Source organism: Streptomyces sp. NPDC002825 (assembly GCF_040295385.1).
GTDB lineage: Bacteria > Actinomycetota > Actinomycetes > Streptomycetales > Streptomycetaceae > Streptomyces.
This window is the reverse complement of record NZ_JBEOVH010000020.1, coordinates 52,949-72,481: the sequence shown is the minus strand read 5'-3', so window position 1 is coordinate 72,481 and position 19,533 is coordinate 52,949. Positions and strand designations below refer to the sequence as shown.

Below are 19,533 nucleotides of genomic sequence, written 5' to 3'. Positions count from 1 at the left end.
ACCACCACGGCACCACACACAGGGAGTCCGAGAGTGAGCAGTGCGGAAGTGAACGGGGTAGCGGGCGGGATCCACCGGTTCGTCGTGTTCGGCGACATCGTGGGCTCCGGAACCCTGGGCATGGCCGAGAAAGAGCTGCACCGGGCCGCGATGTACGCCGCCTTCGACGAGGCGTACGGCTCCGTCGGCGTCGAACCCGGCACCTTCCACCAGGAGGACCGGGGGGACGGCATCCTCGCCGCCCTGCGCCCCGACGTGCCGCCGACCCTCATGGTCGGACGATGGATCGACACCCTCTACGAGAGCCTGCGCACCCACAACACCGGCCGCGACCGGCGTCTGCGGCTGCGGATCGGCATGAACGCCGGGCTCGTCGCCCAGGACGCCCACGGGCTCGTCGGACGGGCCGTGGACCTCGCCGCCCGGCTCTGCGACAGCGCCCCCGCCAAACGGATCATGACCGGGAGCCCCGAGGTCGACCTCCTCGTCGTCGTCTCGGACTGGCTGTACGGGAACGTGGTCGCCGAGGGCGGGCGCTATGTCGAACCGACCCACTATCGCCCGGCCCGCGTCCGGTCCAAGGAGACCGACGAGACCGCGTGGTTCCACGTACCGCGCAGCACCGCCCCGCCGCTGAACGCGTCCGAGGGGGGGGCACGGACCGGCGTTGGGCCGTCGCGGGGGGACGGCCCAACGCCCCGGACCGGTGAAGGCCCGACGCCCGGTACCGGGGGCGGCCACCGTACGTACCACGTCGGGGGAGACCTGCTCGACGTCCACGGGAACACCATCCACGGGGACTTCACCGGCATCCGCAAGGGCCCGGCCGCGGACACGGGGGCGGGTGAACAGCGGTGAGCGACGAGGACGAGCCGGCCGGCGGCCACGACACCCCCGACTCCGGCCACGACCGGGACGACCGGGGTGACCGGGGTGACGGAGGCGGCCGGGGCGACTCCCACGACCGAGGCAGCGACCGAGGAGGTGACCGCGGAGGCCGGGGCGGCGACCGCGGCGACCGGGACCGTGACCGCGCCGACCGCGACCGCGACCGCGGCGACTCCGCCGGCGACCAGGCCCGCGAGCCGAGCGTCTTCGACGCCGCCGACCGGGGGCCCCTCGGCGGCGAGAGCGACACCGGCGGCGCCGCCACCGCGCTCCGCGCCGTCCGCACCTGGGCGGGCGGCGGGGCCGACCGGCTGACCACCATCCACGGCGACGGCACCGTCTTCGAGGGCAACCAGATCTTCGCCCTCTACGGCTCCGACCGCTCCCTCTTCGTCCAGGGCCCCGTGCCGCCCGAGACGCTCGACCACCTCGGCCGGGTGTACTGCGCGACCGCCGGATACGCCCGGATGCGGGACCGGCTCCGCGACCACCGGGTCCTCGTGCTCTGCGGCGAACCCGGCAGCGGCCGCAAGGCCACCGCGCTCGCCCTCCTCGACGAGCTCACCGGCGGAAAGGTCTTCCGCCTCGACCCCCGGCACGGCGTCGACGAGATCACCGAGGACGCCCTCCAGGAGAGCGGCGGCCACCTCCTGGAGCTGCTCACCGAGGACGTCCGCACCGAGAGCGAGCCGCGTCCCGCCCGCACCGGTCGCGTCGAGCACGGCACCGGCGCCCGCCGCCCGGCCACCCGCCTCTCCGAGCTGCACCTCGACCGCTTCGGCGAACTGCTGCGCGGCCGCGACGCGTACGGCGTCGTCCTCGTCGAGAACGGGGAGCTCGCCGACCGTCTCCTCCGCGGCCGGTACGGGATGTACTGCGCGCCCCCGCCCGCCGACGAGGTCCTCCACCGCCACCTCTGGCACCTGCTGCGCGCCGAGCCCGACGGGGCCCTCGGCGCCGCACGCGCGCGTGCCCGGCGCCCGGACGTCGTCCGGGCCCTCGGCCTGGAGGAGCTGCGGCCCCGCGAGGCCGCCCGGCTCGCCGACCACCTCGCCCGGCACTGGCGCGGCGAGATGACGGACGAGCAACTCCTCGCCGAGTGCGCCAGCTTCGTCCGCTCGCAGGCCCGCGAGTGGTTCGCCGGCGCCGACCGCCCCGGCGCGCTCCCGGAGGCGCTGCCCGTCCTGAACGCCGGCGCGTTCCGCATCGCCGTGGCCGTCTTCGACGGCTCCGCGTACAGCCTCGCCGCCGAGGCCGCCGAGCTCCTCGCCTGGGAGCTCGCCGTCACCCTCGACCCCGACCACGCCCCCGGGCGGCGCCTGTTCGGCACCCACGCCGAGCACCGGCCCGTGCAGGCCCGGGCCGTCCTGGAGGACGGCGAGCTGGACCTCGGCCCCGCCAAGGTGCCCGTACGGGCCGTCCGCTTCCAGGGCGAGGCGCTCGCCGCCGCCGTCCTCGGCGAGATCTGGCACGGCTACCACAACGTCCGCGGCCCGGTGGCCCGCTGGCTGCGCGCCCTGTGCGACGACCCGCGCCCCGAGGTGTGGGTGCGCGCCTCCGTCGCCGCCGGCGTGCTCTGCTCCTGGGACTGGATCCACGGCTTCCGCGAGCTGGTGGTGCCGCTGGCGGTGACCGACGAGCCCCGGGCCCGGATGGCCGCCGCGACCGCCCTCGCCGAGGCCGCGCGCGACCCGCGCGTCCGGCCGGCGGTCGCCGCCGTGCTCAAGGACTGGGCCTCCTCCGGCGAGGACACCCTCGTCCGGACGGCGCTGCTCGCCCACGGCTACGTCCTCGCCGCCGGCAGCGTCCCCGGCTCGCTCGACGCCCTCGCCCGGGTCGTCAGGACCCGCGAGGCGACCGACATCGACGTCCTCGTGCCCGCCTCCTTCAGCGTGGCCCGGCTGCTCGCCTCCGGAGAACCCGAGCCCGTGCTGCACCGGCTCCACCAGTGGCTCGACGACGGCCGGCTCAACCTCGCCAACCTGGTCCACCTCGCCGTCATCCGCGCGCTGAGCACCCGGACCACCCATCTGTGGGGCCTGCGCGAGGTGCCCGAACTCGACGAGCACGCGGCCCGCCCCCTGCTCGTCACGCTCCTCGCGACCCGCCCCGGGCTCGCGCCCGAGCTCGCGCGGCTGCTGCGGCACACGCTCGCCACGGCCCGCTCCGGAGAGGCGGCCCTCGAAGCCCTCGGCGGCCTGCTCCGGCGGGCCGCGAAGGACCCCGAGGCGCTCGGGCACGTCCGCGCCTTCCTGCCGCGCCTCGCGGTGGACCGCCGCGACCGGGACCGGCTCAGGGGACTGCTGAACGAACTCGTCCGGGACCGTGACCGGCCCCTGGACAGAAGCGCGGCGCGCCGGATGTGGGACGCCGTGACGGAAGGAGCGAACCGATGACCGGGCCCGAGCAGAACAGGAACGCGCGGCCGGACGAGCGGGCGCGCCGGTACGAGCGGGACCGCGACGAGCGCGAACGGTACGACGAACGGGACGGCCGGGAGCGGCAGCAGTACCAGGGACGCGACGGCCGGGAGCGGTACGAGGAGCGGGACCGGCGGGAGCGGGAGCGCTACGACGAGCGGTACGAGCGCCGGCCGTACGAGCGGCAGAACGGCGGGCAGCACTCCGGCGGCCGCGACGGGGACGAGGACCCGGAGCTCGACCTCGACGGCGTACGGGAGGACGAGGCCGAGCAGTCGCGCGGTGCGGGGCGCCGGCACGCGGCGGCCACCGGCGGATCCGCCTCCGGACGGCCGCGCGGCCCCCTCATCGGCGAGTACGCGCCCCCGTACCGCCGGCGCAGCGGCAAGGTCGCCGCCGTCCTCCTCTACCGCAACGGCGGGCACCGGGTGGTCTGGCCGGACCGCACCGAGGACGTCAACAAGCCCCTGTTCGGGTACCCGTACACGGTCTTCGAGGTCCGGCTCGGCCGCAACGTCACCGAGTTCCGGCTCCAGCTGCCGGCCGCAGGGGACGGCGTCTTCTTCGACGCCGTCGCCAAGGTCCAGTGGGTGGTGACCGACCCGCACCTCGTCGTCCAGGAACAGGTCGAGGACGTCGCCGAACTGCTCCACGACGAACTGCTCGACGGGCTGCGCAGGCTCTCCCGCCGGTTCCGGATCACCGAGGCGCACCGCGCCGACGAGGCCGTCCGCGAGGAACTCGCCGCCGGTCGCCTCAGCTTCGGCCGGGACATCGGGCTGCGGACCAGGGTCCTCGTCTTCATCGACCTCGACGACTCCGTCAAGGCCGAGGTCTCCCGCCGGGACATCGTCGGCGTCACCATGGAGGCCGACGAGCGCGAGGCCGAGGCCGAGCGGCGCAGGGAGGCGGCGGACCGCGCCCTGGTCGCCGAGCGCGCCCGCGAACTGGAAGCTCTCTTCCGGCGCGGCGACCTGGCCCAGATCGCCCACCACATGGCGATGCACCCCGACAAGCAGTGGGAGATCCGCACCCAGCTCCAGCAGGAACGGCGCGAGGGCCAGGAGGACTACCTGCGGGTCTTCAGCCGGCTCCTGGACACCGGTGTCCTCGAACGGCACGACATCGGCGAGCAGATGTACCAGGTGCTCATGTACCTGCGGTCCCAGACCGGCGGCGTCCTCGGCGGCATCACCGACCGGGTCCTGAACCCCTCGGGCGACGCCCCGAGGCGCCGCCGCGCCCTGGAGGAGGGCACCCCGGAGCCGAGCGAGCCGGACTGGGACGAGGAGCACCGGGACGCCCGGCGCGGACCCCGGGACGAGGACCACCGGGGCGTCCGGCGCGAGGACCCCCGGGACGCGGACCACCGGGATGTCCGGCGCGGGACCCGGGACGAGGACCACGGCGAGGCTCCGCGCGACCCCCGGGTCTACGAACCGACCCGTGTCGAGTCGGGCTCGGAGCGGGAGCGGGGGAGGTCCCGAGCCCGTCGTGACGACCGGTTCGACGACGGCCGCGACCGGTACGAGCCGGACGCGTACGAGCGGAACGACCGGTACGACCGCGACGACCCCTACGACCGCGAGGGCCGCGATCTGCCGCGCCGGCCCGCCCGGCCCGCACGGCCCAGCTCCGACTTCGACGACTGGGACGACGAATGAGCGCCCCGGACCCCGCCCCCGTACCCGTCCCGGTGCCGGTACCCGTCCCCGTACCCCCCGCCGAGCTGCGGTTCATGGCCGAGCGGCTCCTCGCCACCGTCCGGGAGGACATCGGCCGGGCCGACACCAAGGCCGCGATCCTGCTCTCCGGCGCCCTCGCCTTCCTCGCCGTCGTGTTCTCCGGGGACCGCGCCCCGCTGCCCACGGCCGGCACCGGACTCGCGTTCCTGCTCGCGGCGGGCGCGCTCTGGACGGCCGGGGTCCTGATGCTCGTCTCGGTGGTCCTGCCGCGCACCCGGATCGGCGCGGACCGCACGCTCCTGCGCGAGCTGACGGCCGGTCCGTCCGCGCCCGCGCTGCGGGAACGCCTCGGCGCGTCCGGCAGGGACGCCACCGACTGGCTCCTCGAACAGGCCGGTGTGCACGGGCTCGTGCTCGCGGCGAAGTACCGGTGGCTGCGCCTGGGCGTGCTCGCGCTCGTGCTCGGCGCCCTCCTGGCCCTCTTCAGCGAACTGTGGTGAGAGAGAAGATGCAGTGGAACACCAAGGGGAGCGCCCTGCTCCTCGCCGGGGCGCTCCTCGCGCTCTCCGGCCCGCTCGGGGCCCCCACCGCCTCGGGCGCGGCCATGGCCGGGGCCGCAGGCGTGCCCCGTACGGGCCTCACCGCCGCCGGGACTCCCGGAAGCCTCCGTACGGCCCTCGCGTCCGCCGCCGGGACCCCCGGAAGCCTCCGTACGGCCCTCGCGTCCGCCGCCGGGGCCGGCGGCACCGCCCGTACGGTCGCCGACCCCGCCGAAGGGCCCGACCCGCTCGACTTCGCCGTCGTCGTCGACCAGTCCGCGAGCCTCGCCGAGAAGGACCTGGCGCGCGAGACCGAGGCCGCCGCGCTGCTCAGCCAGGGCGAGATATCGGAGCGGTCCCGGGCCACCGTCATCGGCTTCGGCAGCTCCGAGAAGCCCGGCCAGTCGCCCGTGCGCGACGTCTGCCCGCTCACCGTCGCCGACGCGGCCGGCCGCGAGACGCTCAGCAGGTGCGTCCAGGAGCTGGGCCGCCGCGACGCCGCCCGCATGGGACCCGGCACCGACTTCCCGGCCGCCATCCGGCAGGCCGTCACCCGCCTCACCGAGGCCGCTTCCGGTACGGCGAAGAAGCCCGCGGTCCCCAAGGTCGTCTTCCTGCTCACCGACGGCAAGCTGGACGTCGCCGACAGCCCCGAGTACGGAACCGACCGGGACACCCGCCAGTCCAACGGCGCACGGCGGCTCACCGAGGAACTCGCCCGCGCCCGCGCGGCCGGCGTGCAGATCTGGCCGCTCGGCTTCGGCAGCGAGATCGACCGCTCCGCGCTCACCGCGATGGCCGAGGGCGGCTATCGGGGCGCCTGCTCCGACATCCCCGGCTCCGTCCCCCGCATGCGGGTCGTCGGCACCTCCGCCGGGATCGACAGGGCGCTCCAGGAGACCTTCGCCGCCGCCCGCTGCGCCCGGATCGCCGAGGGCACCGTCGGGAAGCCGCCCGCCGACCTGACCGTGGTCATCCCGCCGATCGCCACCGACGGCTCCCTCACGGTCGCCAAGCACGACCCGAAGGTGCGGGTCACCTACTTCGACCCGGCGGGCCGCAAGGTGCCCGTGCGGGGCGAGTTCGACGGCTCGACCTTCGAGGTGAGCGGCCAGGACGGGCCGGTCGAGGCGCTGCGCGTGAAGGACCCGCTGCCCGGCCGTTGGCGCGTGCACATCGAGGCGCCGGAGGGCCACCGCGACCGGGAGGTCGCCGTCCGGGCCATCTGGCAGGGCCGCCTCCGCTCCGACGTCACCCTCGACCCGGCGTCCCCGCGCGCGGGCGAGAAGGTCACCGTGCAGGTGCGGATGCAGACACGGCGCGGCGTCGTCATCACCGACCCGAAGCAGCTGGCCGGTCTCACGGCCTCGGCCGAGGTCTCCGGCGCGGGCTTCGCGCCCTTCACCTTCAAGCTCGCCGACGACGGGCGGGCCCCCGACGCGAAGGCCGGTGACGTCCGCTTCACCGGCACCTTCACGCTGCCCACCGGGGCCACCGGCGACCTGGAGCTCGTCACGCGCATGGCGGCGCCCGGCATCACCTCCGACCGGCGCCCGGTGCACGCCCGGCGCGGCCCGGACGTACCGGTGCTGACCGCGGGGCTCCTCGTGGACCGCGCCACCGTGCACCCCGGCGGCACCGTCCGCGGCACCCTCGACGTCACCAACAACGACTCCGCGCCGCACACCCTGCGGCTGGCCCTCCAGGACCAGACGCCCGGCACCGAACTCACCCTCGCCCCGACGCCGGTCACCGCCCCCGCGGGCAAGAGCACCCGCATCCCCTTCACCGTCACCCTCGCCCCCGGCACCGCGCTCGGTGAACTCGGCGGCCAGGTCGCCGTCGTGGACACCGGCGACGGCGACGCCGTCCTCGACACCGCCTTCCTGGACGTCCTCGTGGTCGCACCGCCCACCTGGTGGGACCGCTGGTGGAAGGCCGTCACCGGTGGCGCCGCCCTCGTCCTCGTCCTCGCCGTCCTCACCGGCATCCGGCTCATCGCCCGCAGCCGCCGCCGCGACCTCACCGGGGTCAGGCTGGAACTGTTCGACGACGACCGGTCCCTGTTCGTGCTGAAGATCCGCAAGGGGCAGAGCCAGAACGGGACCTTCGCCTTCACCGTCGACGAGCCGTACGGGGGTTCCCCGATGCTCCGCCCGGTCCGCGGCTCCGCCGCCTCCACCGCCCACGTGCTGCGCCGCAACGGCTCGGGCGAGATGCTGCTGCGCCCCCGTGGCGCCGGTCAGGTGCCGGTCAGGCCGGGCGAGCCGATCGGTCTCGGCGAGTACGAACTCGTCGTGCAGGGCGGGCGCGTGCCGACCCCGCGGAGGACCCGTACCCCCCGGCGACCCGGCCCCGGCACCGGACGCCCCGGCACCGGACGCGGCGACACCGGACCCGGCACGGACCCCGGCACCGACTTCGGCGACGGCCTCGGCACCGACCTCGGCACCGGCCCCGGTGCGGGATCGGGCGCCGGTCCCGGCTCCTCCTCCGGCGCGCCCGGATCCGGCGGGTCCGACACCTACGACGTGAACTTCTGAACGGGCACCGAGGAGAGACCCCATGAAGATCTACCAGCCCATGCTCTTCGTCGGACTCGGCGGCACCGGCGGCAAGATCGGCAGCGAGCTCGAGCGGCAGCTCCGCCGGGAGCTGTGCGGACCCGACGGCACCGACCTCGTCGACGGCGGCCGCCGGCTGCCCTTCCAGCTGCCCGACTGCCTCCAGTTCGTCTACGCCGACTTCAGCGACGGCGAGCTGCTCGGCTACCCCCAGTTCCGGGCCAAGGGCGCCGAGGGCGCCGCCTTCGCCCGTACCTCCCGCATCGTCCGCGACCTGCTGCCCGTCGACTTCGACTCCTCGCCCGAGGTGGCCCGCTTCCTGCGCGTCTCCCTCCCCGAGGAGACCCGGCTCTGGCTCCCGCCGCAGGCCCGCCAGCCGCGCGTCGCCCCCCTCAACCAGGGGGCGGGACAACTCCCGACCGTCGGCCGCTCCGCGCTCTTCGCGACCCTCAGCACCGGCCTCGAACCCGTCCTGCGGCAGCTCCGCGAGGCCATCGGCGCCATCGGGCAGGCGGCCGGCGACCTCAAGCGGGTCGGCGGCGGCCGCATCCGGGGCTGCGACGTCTTCGTCGCCTTCTCCGTCGCCGGCGGCACCGGCGCCGGCATCTTCTACGACTTCATCCACCTCATCGGGCACGAGTTCCGCAACGCCAAGGTGCCCGGCGTGAAGATCTACCCGCTCGTCGTCATGCCCTCCGCGTTCCCGCCCGAGGCGGGCGGCGGGCGCGAGGCCGAACTCAACGCCGCGCGCGCCCTCGTGGACCTCTCGCGGCTCGTCGACGACCAGAACGTGCCCGACGCCCTCGACACCGTCGGCGACGTGGAGGAACGCGGCCGGCTCAGCGTCACCTACCCCGGGGAGGGGGTCGTCGCCCTGCGCCCCGCCACCATGCAGACCGCCTTCCTCTTCTCCAAGCCGGCCGTCATCGGCAGCGAGGACCTGCGCCGCTCCATCACCGCCATGGTGATGTCCCTGATCGGCACCGAACTCGGCGAGGACAGCGGCGGCTCGGCGAACCGCTCCGACGACGACTACCAGTCCTTCGCCGCCAGCTTCATCAACAAGGCCGTGGAACGCTCGACCCCGGCCCGCTCCGGCATCGGCTACCGCGGCATGTCCACCAGCCTCGCCGCCTCCCTCACCGTCCCCGTCGACGACCTCGCCGAGATCGTCGCCGCCCGGCTCCTCGCCCAGGCCGTCCGCGGCATGGCCGAACGGGCCCGGCGGCCCGCCCGCGACGGACAGGACATGGTCCGGGACCTCTTCACCCGCTCCGGCATCGGCCGCCTGTGGAGCCGCGAGGCACCGGACGTCCCCCTGCCCGAGCAACTCCCGCGCGGCAGCCGGGACATCAGCCAGGAGCTCCGGCAGCGGCTCAACGACATGGAGGACTCCCTCCAGCGCCTCGACGTCCACCTCTCCCGCGAGATCCCCCGCCTCACCGAGGACTTCAGGCCCGGCGCGGGAGTCCGCGAACTCCTCGGCACCCTCGGCCCGTTCCAGCTGCTCACCGTCCTCGCCGGACTGCCGGGCCACCCCGACCGGGTGGCCAGGGAGGGCTTCACCGGCATGCTCGACAACCGGCGCAACGACCCCGAACGGCCCCCGAACGTCCAGGCCGCCGCCCCCAACATCCCCCACATCAAGCGCAGCGTCGGCGGAGTCGTACCGGCCCGCTGGACCGACCCCGACGTCCAGGACACCCTCGCCGCCCAGCAGGCCTGGTACCAGTGGCGGGCCCGCGTCCTCTGGCACCGCGGCTGGCAGGCCGGCGAGAACCAGTGGCGGCCCTCCCTCAACCGCGTCACCGCCGAGGTCGCCGAACTCGCCAAGGTGCTCCGCGCCCACGAGCAGGACGAGGCGAAGTCCTTCGCCGACAGCCGCCGCGAGCTCTACCGGGACGACCGGGCCGGCATCGCCTACCTGCTGCCCCCGCAGAACACCCTGCGGGCCTTCTACGACGACGTCATCGACCGCCTCGCCGAGACCGAGGGGCTACCCGAGGCCCCCGACGCCGCGACCCTCCTCGAACGGCTGGTGACACCCGACGACTGGCGGCGCGCCCTCGACGCGGTCCGCCGCTCGCCGGGGGCGGCCGTCAAGGAGATCAAGCAGGTCGTCGAGCGGCGGGTCAAGCGCCTCTTCGGCGAGGCCAACGAGGACGTCTTCGCCCGCCCCCTGCTGCCCTCCATGGAGCTGCTGCTGCGGGCCGCCGCGGGCGACGAGACCGCCGAGGCGAAGGTCGACCCGCGCTGGCTCGACCAGTTCCGCTCCCGGCTCGCCGGACTCCTCCCGGTCGGCTTCATCCCGGACGGCAGCGGCCCGCTCAAGATCCTCATCGTGCATCCGGCGAGCGAGTCCGACGGCCGCGCGGCCGACTTCCTCGCGCAGGAACTCAACCTGCCGTCCCGGGTGTTCCCCGAGTGCCGGGCCGTCGACACCGACTCCATCACCGTCGTCTTCTTCCGCAGCGGCATGAACCTCACCGACATCTCCGAGGTCCGCAACGTCCTCAGCCTCTGGTCCGAAGCCCGCGACTCCGGCGGAGAGGACGACTTCCTGCACTGGCGCCAGCGGCTCGGCTACCGGGACGACTGGCTCGTCTCCACCGAACAGGACCGGCAGCGCATCCTCCACCGGCTGCTCTGCGCCATGTGGAACGGCCACATCGCCGCCGAGGGCCGGGCCGACTCGCCGCACCTCGTCCGGATCCGCCTCCAGGACGGCGAGTCCGCGACCATGTCGCTGCGCCTGGAGGGCTTCGACGGCTCGCTCTCCAGCTGGGCGGGGCTGCTGCGCGCGTACGAACGCTGGGCGCTGCTCGACGAGGGGCAGATCATCGAGCAGTTCTGCGAGCGGCTCATGCGCTCCCTGCCGCAGGGCCTCGCCCAGGTCCCGGTGCCCCCGTCGCCGCTCTTCACCCAGTTCGTGGAGAACGTCGCGCCGCGCCAGCTCGCCCTGATCGACGCGATCGCCGCCGAGTACGGCGAGGCGGACAGCGAATGGCTCGCGCCGCTGCGCCACTTCTGGTCGGTCACCTACCCGGGTGCCCTCGACATGCGCTTCCCGAGCGCGTCCCGACCGACCCGGGCGACCCTCCGCGCCCTCTACGACCGCCACGCACCCCGCCAGGGCCGACCGCGCCCGCGGGGGAGTGGGCAGGGGTACGTCCCCCAGGCCCGCCAGGAGCCCCGCCCGCGCCCCCGGTACGAGCCCGGTTCCCGGTACGAGTCGCCCTCCCGGTACGAGAACGGCAACGGGCACGCGCCGAGGTCCCGGCCCCACGAGGAGTACGAGGACTACGAGTCGGCGCCGGCGTACGAGGCAAGGGCCGGGTACGACTCCGGGCCGGGGTACGACGCCGGGCCCGGGCGCGAGCCCCGGTCCGGGTACGACGACGGTCTCCGGCGCGAGCCCCGGTCGGGACGGGAGCCCGAGTACGGTGACGGGCCCGGGCGCGAGCCCCGGTCCCGGTACGACGACGGGCCCGAGTACGAGCCCCGGTCCGGGTACGACGACGGTCCCGGGCGGGAGAACGGGGTCCGGTCCGATCCGCGTTCCGCGTACGCGAGCGGGCACGCCTCCCCGGTGCCGTCCGTCTACGAGGGCGACTGGGAGCTGGAGCCCGAGCCGGACTTCGGGCCCGACGACGAGGGCTACGAGGCCGACCACGGAGCGGAGTTCGGGTCCGCCGACGACGAGCCGCACCGCCGCGACCGGGCCGGTGAGGCGGAGTGAGCCCACACGTCCGTCCCGTCCTGCCCGAACGGCCCCTGCCGGGCCACGCCGTCTGCCTCGACCTGCGGAGCGCACCCGGGGCGGCGGCGCACGACTCCGAGGCCGCCGTCCGCGCGGCCCTGGACGTCCCGCAGCCCGGCGGCGAGCGGCGCTTCCTCGTCGTCGACGAGGCCGACCGGCTCGTCGCCCACCAGCTGCTCTACGAGCGCCTCTCCTCCTACGGACCCGCGCACATCGTCTGCCTCGCGGTCGGCACCCGGGGCGAGCGGACCCTGAGCCGCTCCCTCACGCTCCGCCCGCCCGCCGCCGGCGTCCTGTGGGTCTTCGACTCCACGGAGAACGGCGTCCCGGGCGAGGCCGTGCTGCGCCCGCTCGTCGACGTCCTGTCCACGCCCGAGGTCTTCGACGCCGTCCTGCGCGCGCTCGGCGAGGTGGTGCACGGCGTCGCCGTGCCCGCCGTGCGGGTCCTGGAGCACGACCTCACCGACGAGGCCAGGGCGCGCGCCTGGCGCCAGGCCGTGGAGGGACTCACCGGACCCGACGTCCCGGCGGGGAACGTCTCCGCCGGCCAGGTGCCGGGCGCGCTCGCGCTGTTCCTGGGCGAGGGCGTCCCGCGCTCCCTGGCCGGCCACCAGTGGCTGCCGGCGCACGGCCGGGCGGGGGCCAGGCTCGCCGCCTGCGACGCCGCGCTCGGCGAGGCCGTCGAGGGCTACCACCGGGTCCGGGGCCCGGCCGGCCTGCTCACCCGGGTGGGCCGGTCCGTCGACCTGCCGGCGGACATCGAGCGCGTGACGGAGGAGCTGGACCGGTTCCGTACCGCCGTCGCGGACGCGTTCGGCGCGGCGGGCGGCACCCGGCTCACCGCCGAGCACCGGGGGGCGCTGCGGGACCGGGGGATCGAACTGCCGGAACTGCCACGGGAGATCTCGCGGGCCGGGATCGTCCCCGCCCTGCGCGACCTCACGCACGACCTGATCGGCAAGGGACTGCCGCTGCGGTCCGTCGCGGCCCGCCTCTCCGCGCTGTCCGCGCGCACCGCCCCCGTGGGCAGCGCGGCCCGGCTCGCCCGCCTCGACGCGATCTGCGGTCCCGAGCGGCTGCGTCGGCTCGGCGCCCGGTACCCCTTCACGGCGGGCGGTTCGCGACCCGCGGCCTTCGCCGTGACCGGGCTCCTGGCGCTGCTCGCAGGGATCTGGCCGCTGCTCGGCTGGGTCCTCGGCCCCGCCGTCGGTGTCCTCGCCGCAGGACTCGCCCATCTGATGCTGCGGCGCAGACCCAATCGCTCGCCCGACGGCCGGATCGACGGCGGCGGTGCCACCGGCGCGGCGCCCCGGCTCTTCGGCGGTCTGCTGGGCGGGCTGGTCGGGGCGGGCCTCGGCCAGTTCCTGGGCCTGCCCGTGTGGGCGGGGGCGGTGGCGGCGACCGTGTCCGTGGCGGCCGTCGGGCTGCTCGCGCTGCGCGACTGGAGCCGGGCCGTGGACGACTGGTGGGCGCGCGCGGACCCGGAGGAGGCCGGGCGGATCCTGCGGCAGATCCAGACCCTGGTGGTCACGACCGCCGTGCACGACTGGCTCTTCGCCGAGGTACGGCACCACTGCTCGGCCGGCGCGGGAGCCGTGGCCGGGCTGCTCCGGGGCCTCGCGGAGACGGCCGACGCGCACGGTCGGCCGCACACGGCACGGACGGCCGACCGCCGGGAGGCGGAGCCGCCGCGGGCCCGGGAGTCCGGTACGGCGTCCTGGAGCTGGGAGGACTGGAAGGACGACCCGGACGACTGGGGGGACGGGCCGGAGGCCTGGGGGGACGGAGCGGAGCCCTGGGCGGCCGGGGCGGAGGACGACCACTGGTCCGGCAGGGAGCAGGGGCCGCCGACGGCCGAGCCGGAGCCGTCTCCGTTCGCCTCCCCCGTGGACGGACCCCCGCCCCCGCACGTACCCCTGCCGACGCCCGGCTGGCTGGAGCGGCGGTACGGGGACGGGGGCCCCGCGCTGGTCGACACCCTCGTCGGCGACCTGGTCGCCGGCACCGTCCTGATCCTGGACCGGTGCTGGGCGGGCATCGAGCGCGACCCCGGGGCCCTGGCGCGGGCCGGTCACGAGCAGCGGATCACGGAGCTCCTGGACGAGACCCGGCTCCGTCTGGAGCGGGACGTTGCGGCCTCGCCGCCGCCCCGGTACGAGGGCCTGCGCGACCCCGACGCGCTGAGCTCCCTCGCGGCGTTCACCGACCGTTCCGACCGGCCCGACGCGGCCCGCCTCACCGGTGTGGCCGCCGACGCGGTGGCCCGGCTGCTCCTGGCCGAGGACGAGCCCGGCCGTACGGTCGCGCTGTGCGGCCCCGAGCACCTGCGGCTGCTCTCCCACGACCCGCTCGCCGCCCGGCAGGTCCGGTTCGTGCCCGAGGCGATGCGGCGCGGGGCCGCCGGGGACGACATCTGGCGGGGGACCGCCGAGGACGTGGTGTGGACCGGCGCGGGACGGCACGCCGGCATCCTCCGTCTCGTACCGCTGCGCGCGGACGTCGTGCACACCGTCCGCGCCGAGGAGGCGGGAGAACCGTGACCGACCCGAACCACCCGAGCGACCCGAACCACCCGAGCGACGCGCACTACCCGGGCGACGCCCACTACCCGGACGAACCGGGCTACTCGAACGACCCGAGCGACCCGACGGACATGAACCCTCGGACGTACCCCGACGACCCGATCCCTCCGGCCCACCCCACCCACCCGACGTCCCCGAGCCGTCCCGGCGACTCGACCCAGCCCATCGGTCCTGACCACCCCGAGCACCTGAGGGAACCGATCCGGCCGACCCACCCCTACTACCGGGAGCTGGAGTTCCTCACCCACCGGGAGGACCCGGTCCGGTTCGCCGTGCGCTACGGCGAGGACCACCGGCCGCCCGGCCGTCCCGGCGTCCTGGCACGCCGGGCGACGCTGGGGACGGGCTCGCACGTCCTCCAGTACCGGCTGGCCTCGTCGGCGCAGGGCGACCCCGAGGCGTACGGCCTCCTGGAACGGGAGGTGGCGGCCGCCGTCGCGCTCGAACGGCGGTACGGCGGCAACAAGTACGGCGCGGTCTTCACGCGGATCGTCGGCTTCGACCTGACCGCCGCCGAGCCCTTCGTGCTGTACCGGCTGCCGACGGGCCGCCCGCTGACCGAGTGGGCGGGGCGCCTGGGGGTCGAGGACCAGGAGCGGATCACCGGCCAACTCGCCATGGCCGTACGGCTCCTGGGCGAGGTGTCGCTCGTGCACCGGGCCATCGCGCCCGACACCGTACGGTGGGACGGCACAAGGGTGCGGCTCTGCGAACCGTACGCGGCACAGCGCGCCGGGGAGACCCGTGAGCCCTTCGGCGGCGCCCCCTGGGCTTCGCCCGAGCAGCGCGCGGGCGACGGCGCCGCCGATCCCCGCGACGACCTGTGGTCCGTCGCCGAACTCGCCTACTACCTGCTCTCCGGCCGCCCCGACCGGGGCGAGGGGCCCCCGGCGGACCTGGCCCGCTACCGCCGTCTGGAGGCCCTCGGGCAGAGCGGTCTCTTTGCCGCGCGCGCGGCGGACCGCCCCCAACCGGCCGAGCTGATGCGGTTGCTGGACGTTCCCGATCCGCTCGCCACGGGTGTGGGGGCGGCCGACCCGCTCGACCGGTGGCGTACCGAGTACGACCGCCAGATCGCCAGGAAACGCGCGGCCGTCGAGGCCCACCGGAACCCGGCGGAGCCGCCCGCGCCGAGCCCACGGCCCGGCCGTCCCTCGATCCGCGACCGGATCTTCGGCGGCGGCGACTCCTACCGGCCCGCCGAGCCCGTCGCACCGCCGGAACCCGCTCCGGCTCCGGCCCCGACGGCACGGAGCCGGATGTGCCCGCACTGCCTGCTCCCCATCGAGTACGACGAACGGCTGCTCGTCACCATCGACGCCAGGGGCCACCGGATCCCGCTCGACCTCAGTACCGAACGCCGCCCGGGACACCTCGCGGACGCCCGGCGCAAGGCCTACCACCTGTGCCCGCACACCGTGGACGGCGACGAGGAGCACGAACTCCCCGTCCCCTACCTCACCAACGGCGAGCCGCTGTCCATCGCCCTCGTCGGCAGCTCATCCGTCGGCAAGACGCACCTCCTCGCCGCCATGCTCGGCGAGGTCGAACTCGGCGGCCTCGAACCGTACGGACTCAAATGCCGGCCCCTGAACCCCGACGCGCACCGGACCTTCGTGCGCGAACGGGTGCAGAGGCTCAAGGAGGGGCGGCAGCTGGGCCGTACGGGACAGCAGACCTTCGCGCGGTTCGCCGACGGCCTGCTCGTCCAGGCGGGCGGCGCGACGCCCCGGCCCGTCGTCTTCTTCGACCTCGCGGGGGAGGACCTCGCGCAGGACGGGGAGGTCGGGCGCTTCCTCATGGGCGTCGACGCGTTCGTCTTCGTCGTGGACCCGCTGCGCGCCCTGCGGCTGCCCGGGCTCGACCCCGTACGCCAACAGAGCGGGCTGCGGCGGCGCGACCTCGGCGACGAGGCCTTCTCGACCGTGCTCAACCGCATCCCCCGGCAGGCCGGCGGACTCGTCGCCGCGCCCGCCGCGCTCGCCGTCAACAAGAGCGACCTGGTCCGGTTCGAGCCGGTCGTCGACCGCTGGCTCGGCCGGGCGCTGCCCAGCCGCCACGACCCGGCGGCGGTCCGGGAGGAGAGCCGGGACGCGTACGCCTTCCTCGCCCACCACGCCGGCGCCGCCTGGCTGAAGCCCTTCGACGACTGCGCCGACTGCACGCTGCACTTCGTCGCCGCGACCGGCGGCCAGGCGCGCGGCGACCGATTTCCGCACGGGGCCCGGCCGCGCCGGGTCCTCGCGCCGTTGCTGTCGCTCTTCGCCCTGTGCGGGATGTTGCCCGGGACGGAACCGATGGAGGGGATCGACCGATGACACGGACGGAGCACGAGGCCGACCAGATCGTCTTCCGCTGGGACAGCGAGAACCTCACGGGCAGCACGGGCTTCGGGCCGGTCGCCTGGTCCGGGCCGCGCGACGAGGCCGAGAACCTCTTCCGGGTCTCCGGGCCCGTGCTGCGGGCCAGCGGGGACGAGATCCGCCCGGCCCTCATACGGCTCCGGGAGCGCGGGTACGTGATGCTGATCCGGCGCGTGCCCTTCACGGACGCCGACGGCAGGACGTCCGTGCTCTGCCACGCCCTCGTCGGTGCGCCGAGCCTGCTGAAACCCTTCGTCTGCCTCGGGCTGCACGGCTGGGAGTGGGAGGGCGCCGCGAACGCGGCCGGGGCGCGCGGCCGGCTGCCGGTGGTCCCGGCGGAGGCCCTCGCGCCCGGCGGGGGACTGGCGGAGCTCGACCGCCGCCTGCCGTACGCGGCGGAGGAACTCGTCGGCGCGGTGGCGGAGTTCCTGCGGCACCCGGAGGGGCCGTTCACGATCCTCGACGAGCGGGGCGGGACCGCGTATCCCGTGCTGTGGGGGCTGCAGAGCATCCTCGGCGCGGTGACGAGGCACCCGTGGACGTTCGCGACCCACGACACGGCCGAACTGCCGTCGCTCCAGTTCGCGTTCGTGGGCCGGTGGTCCGGTGCGGCGAGCCGCAACGCCGAGCGGCGCCGGGTCGATCCGCGTGAGCGGTGCGGGGACCGGGCGGAGGACGTCGCGACCCGGCTGGTCCGCCACCACCTGGCGGAGGTCGAGGAGAACGGCCGGGACCACGTGGTCGCCCGGGTCCTCCACACCACGGCCTCCACGCACCGGGGCCCGCTCCTGGACACGGCGTCCAGGGCGGCGGACACCCTGGACGACCTGGACCACCGCCCCCCACCCCCCAGAAACCGCCCGGGCCGAAGCCCCCGAACCATTCCGGCCCCGGCTCCCCGGGACCACGGGACCCAGCCCTCCGGGTACGGACCCCCGCAGGACCCCCGCCCGGACCAGCGCACTCGGGACCCGCGCCCGGGCCAGGGCGCTCGGGACCCCCGTTCCGGTGAGGGCGATCGGGATCCCCGTTCCGGTGAGGGCGATCGGGATCCCCGTCCCGGCCAGGGCGCCCCGGCCCCCCGTCCGGGCCAGGGCGCTCGGGACCCCCGTCCCGTTCAAGGCGCTCCGGACCCCCGTCCCGTTCAGGACGCTCGGGATCCCCGTCCCGGCCGGGACGCACCGGACCCCCGGAACCCGATCGACGCCGGCCCCCGGTACGGGAGCGCCGAAGGCCCCCACGACCCGGCCACCCCGGGCCCCCGCCACCCGGACCCACCGGGCTCCTGGGGCCGGCCGGTGCCCGGTGCGCGGGACCAGGACGCCCCGGACTCCCGGGACCAGGTCGGTTCAGACCCCCGGTACGGGGATGGCACGGGTTCGCGGGACCAGGTTGGTTCAGGCTCCGGGTACGGGGATGGCACGGGCCCCCGGGAGCAGGGAAGTCCGACCTCCGGGGACCAGGGTGCTCCCGGCTCCCGGAGCCGGTCCGGCCGGTCCGGCTCCGACCCCCGGCGCACAGGCGCCGACTCGCCGCGTGGCGGGAGCCCCGAGCCGGCCGGCTCCTCGTACCCCGCCTCCCCGGGCCCCTCGCCCGATGCCCCCGGTACGGCTCCCGCCTCGCCCCCGTCGGGCTCCGCGGAGTCTCCGGCCCGTCGTCCCGGGTCCGACGACCGGCGCGGGGAATCCCGGCCGCCGGGCCGACCCGGCACCCCGGACGCGGAGTCCCGGCCGCCGGGCCGACCCGGCACCCCGGACGCGGAGTCCCGGCCGCCGGGCCGACCCGACACCCCGGACGGCGAGCCGCAGCCCCCCGGCCGGCCCGACCGCGCCCCGGGCGGAGAGGCACCCCCGGCCCCCAAGACCCTGTCGGCCCACCGCACAGAGACCCCGCCCCCACCCGACGTACCCCCCTCCCGCCCGTCCTCCGGCGCCGCCTACCCCCGGCCCGTGCTGCCCGTCGTCGGGCCGGAGTGGACCGGGCCCGGGAAGGGAGCCCGGCGCGGATGGGGGCGGCGGGGGCGGGACGCCCGGACCTCGCTCGTGCACAAGCTTCCGACCGTGCGCAGCCCGGAAGAGGCGCGGGAGCTCGTCGTGGCCGCCGGCGACCAGGAGCTCCTCGACGCGCTCCGCCGGAACCAGGCGTACGTGGTCGTCACCGTCCTCCTGCGGGAGATCGCCCGGCGCCTGCCGTCCTGGGAGCATCCGCTGCGCCGGGAGCTCTGCGAGGTGGCCATCGGGAGGAAGCTGTGGGCCGAGGCCCCGCCCGCGGCACGGGACAACCCCTACGAGCCGGAGGAGGAGCGGCGCGCCGCGAACGCCGCCGAGCTGTACCGCTGGGCCGTCCGCCCGCTGCTCGCCGGCGGCGACGCCCCCGTCGGCACGGTCGCCGAGCTGCTCTCGTGGCTCAGGACGCACCCGGAGCCCTCCGCCTGCGAGACGTTCTGGCTGATCGTGGACGGAGAGCGCCCGGGCCTGCCGGACGCGGTCTGGCTCTCGCTCCTGAAGGAGGCGTACGGCCTGCCCCGCACCCCGCACCGCCCCGGCCCCCCGCTCGCCCCGGGAGGCCCCGGCGGCCTCGGCGACGACCTCGGCAGCGGCTACACCCGCCGCTTCCTGCGCCGCGCCGCGCTGCTGATCGGCGGTCTGGTGGCCGCGATTGTCCTGATCGGCATCGCCCAGTGGCTCACCTGACCGCGCCGGAAGCCGGGTGACCGGCCCGAAACGCGGGCC

General features: G+C 75.9%; 9 protein-coding genes. All 9 read left to right on the top strand.

Translation table 11 applies throughout. The features are described from left to right. The first annotated feature begins 33 nt into the window (after nucleotides 1-33). Genes ABT041_RS24205 through ABT041_RS24165 form a run of 9 tightly spaced genes read left to right on the top strand, consistent with a single transcriptional unit; the run spans nucleotide 34 to nucleotide 19,494 of the window. Entirely contained in the window at nucleotides 34-858 is an 825-nt protein-coding gene (locus tag ABT041_RS24205) for a nucleotidyl cyclase domain-containing protein (RefSeq protein WP_351187699.1), read from the top strand. After that, a complete protein-coding gene (locus tag ABT041_RS24200; RefSeq protein WP_351187697.1) occupies nucleotides 855-3,284 on the top strand; it encodes a hypothetical protein in 2,430 nt (809 codons plus the stop codon). Before ABT041_RS24205 ends, ABT041_RS24200 begins: the two co-directional genes overlap by 4 nt. Beyond that, entirely contained in the window at nucleotides 3,281-4,972 is a 1,692-nt protein-coding gene (locus tag ABT041_RS24195; RefSeq protein ID WP_351187695.1) for a hypothetical protein, read from the top strand. The genes ABT041_RS24200 and ABT041_RS24195 overlap by 4 nt, the downstream gene beginning before the upstream one ends. Continuing rightward, nucleotides 4,969-5,493: a Pycsar system effector family protein gene (locus ABT041_RS24190; protein ID WP_351187693.1), complete on the top strand. Its 525-nt coding sequence runs from the start codon at nucleotides 4,969-4,971 to the stop codon at nucleotides 5,491-5,493. Before ABT041_RS24195 ends, ABT041_RS24190 begins: the two co-directional genes overlap by 4 nt. Further along, nucleotides 5,490-8,075 (top strand): VWA domain-containing protein, encoded by a 2,586-nt coding sequence (locus tag ABT041_RS24185; RefSeq protein WP_351187691.1) that lies wholly within the window; start codon nucleotides 5,490-5,492, stop codon nucleotides 8,073-8,075. Before ABT041_RS24190 ends, ABT041_RS24185 begins: the two co-directional genes overlap by 4 nt. Nucleotides 8,076-8,097: 22 nt before the next feature. After that, nucleotides 8,098-11,835 (top strand): tubulin-like doman-containing protein, encoded by a 3,738-nt coding sequence (locus tag ABT041_RS24180; RefSeq protein ID WP_351187689.1) that lies wholly within the window; start codon nucleotides 8,098-8,100, stop codon nucleotides 11,833-11,835. After that, nucleotides 11,832-14,396 (top strand): hypothetical protein, encoded by a 2,565-nt coding sequence (locus ABT041_RS24175; protein ID WP_351187687.1) that lies wholly within the window; start codon nucleotides 11,832-11,834, stop codon nucleotides 14,394-14,396. Before ABT041_RS24180 ends, ABT041_RS24175 begins: the two co-directional genes overlap by 4 nt. Further along, complete coding sequence (locus tag ABT041_RS24170) at nucleotides 14,393-16,756, top strand: hypothetical protein (RefSeq protein WP_351187685.1); 2,364 nt, start codon at nucleotides 14,393-14,395, stop codon at nucleotides 16,754-16,756. The genes ABT041_RS24175 and ABT041_RS24170 overlap by 4 nt, the downstream gene beginning before the upstream one ends. Continuing rightward, nucleotides 16,753-19,494, top strand: a complete 2,742-nt coding sequence (locus ABT041_RS24165) for a hypothetical protein (RefSeq protein ID WP_351187683.1) — start codon at nucleotides 16,753-16,755, stop codon at nucleotides 19,492-19,494. Before ABT041_RS24170 ends, ABT041_RS24165 begins: the two co-directional genes overlap by 4 nt. Nucleotides 19,495-19,533 lie beyond the last annotated feature (39 nt).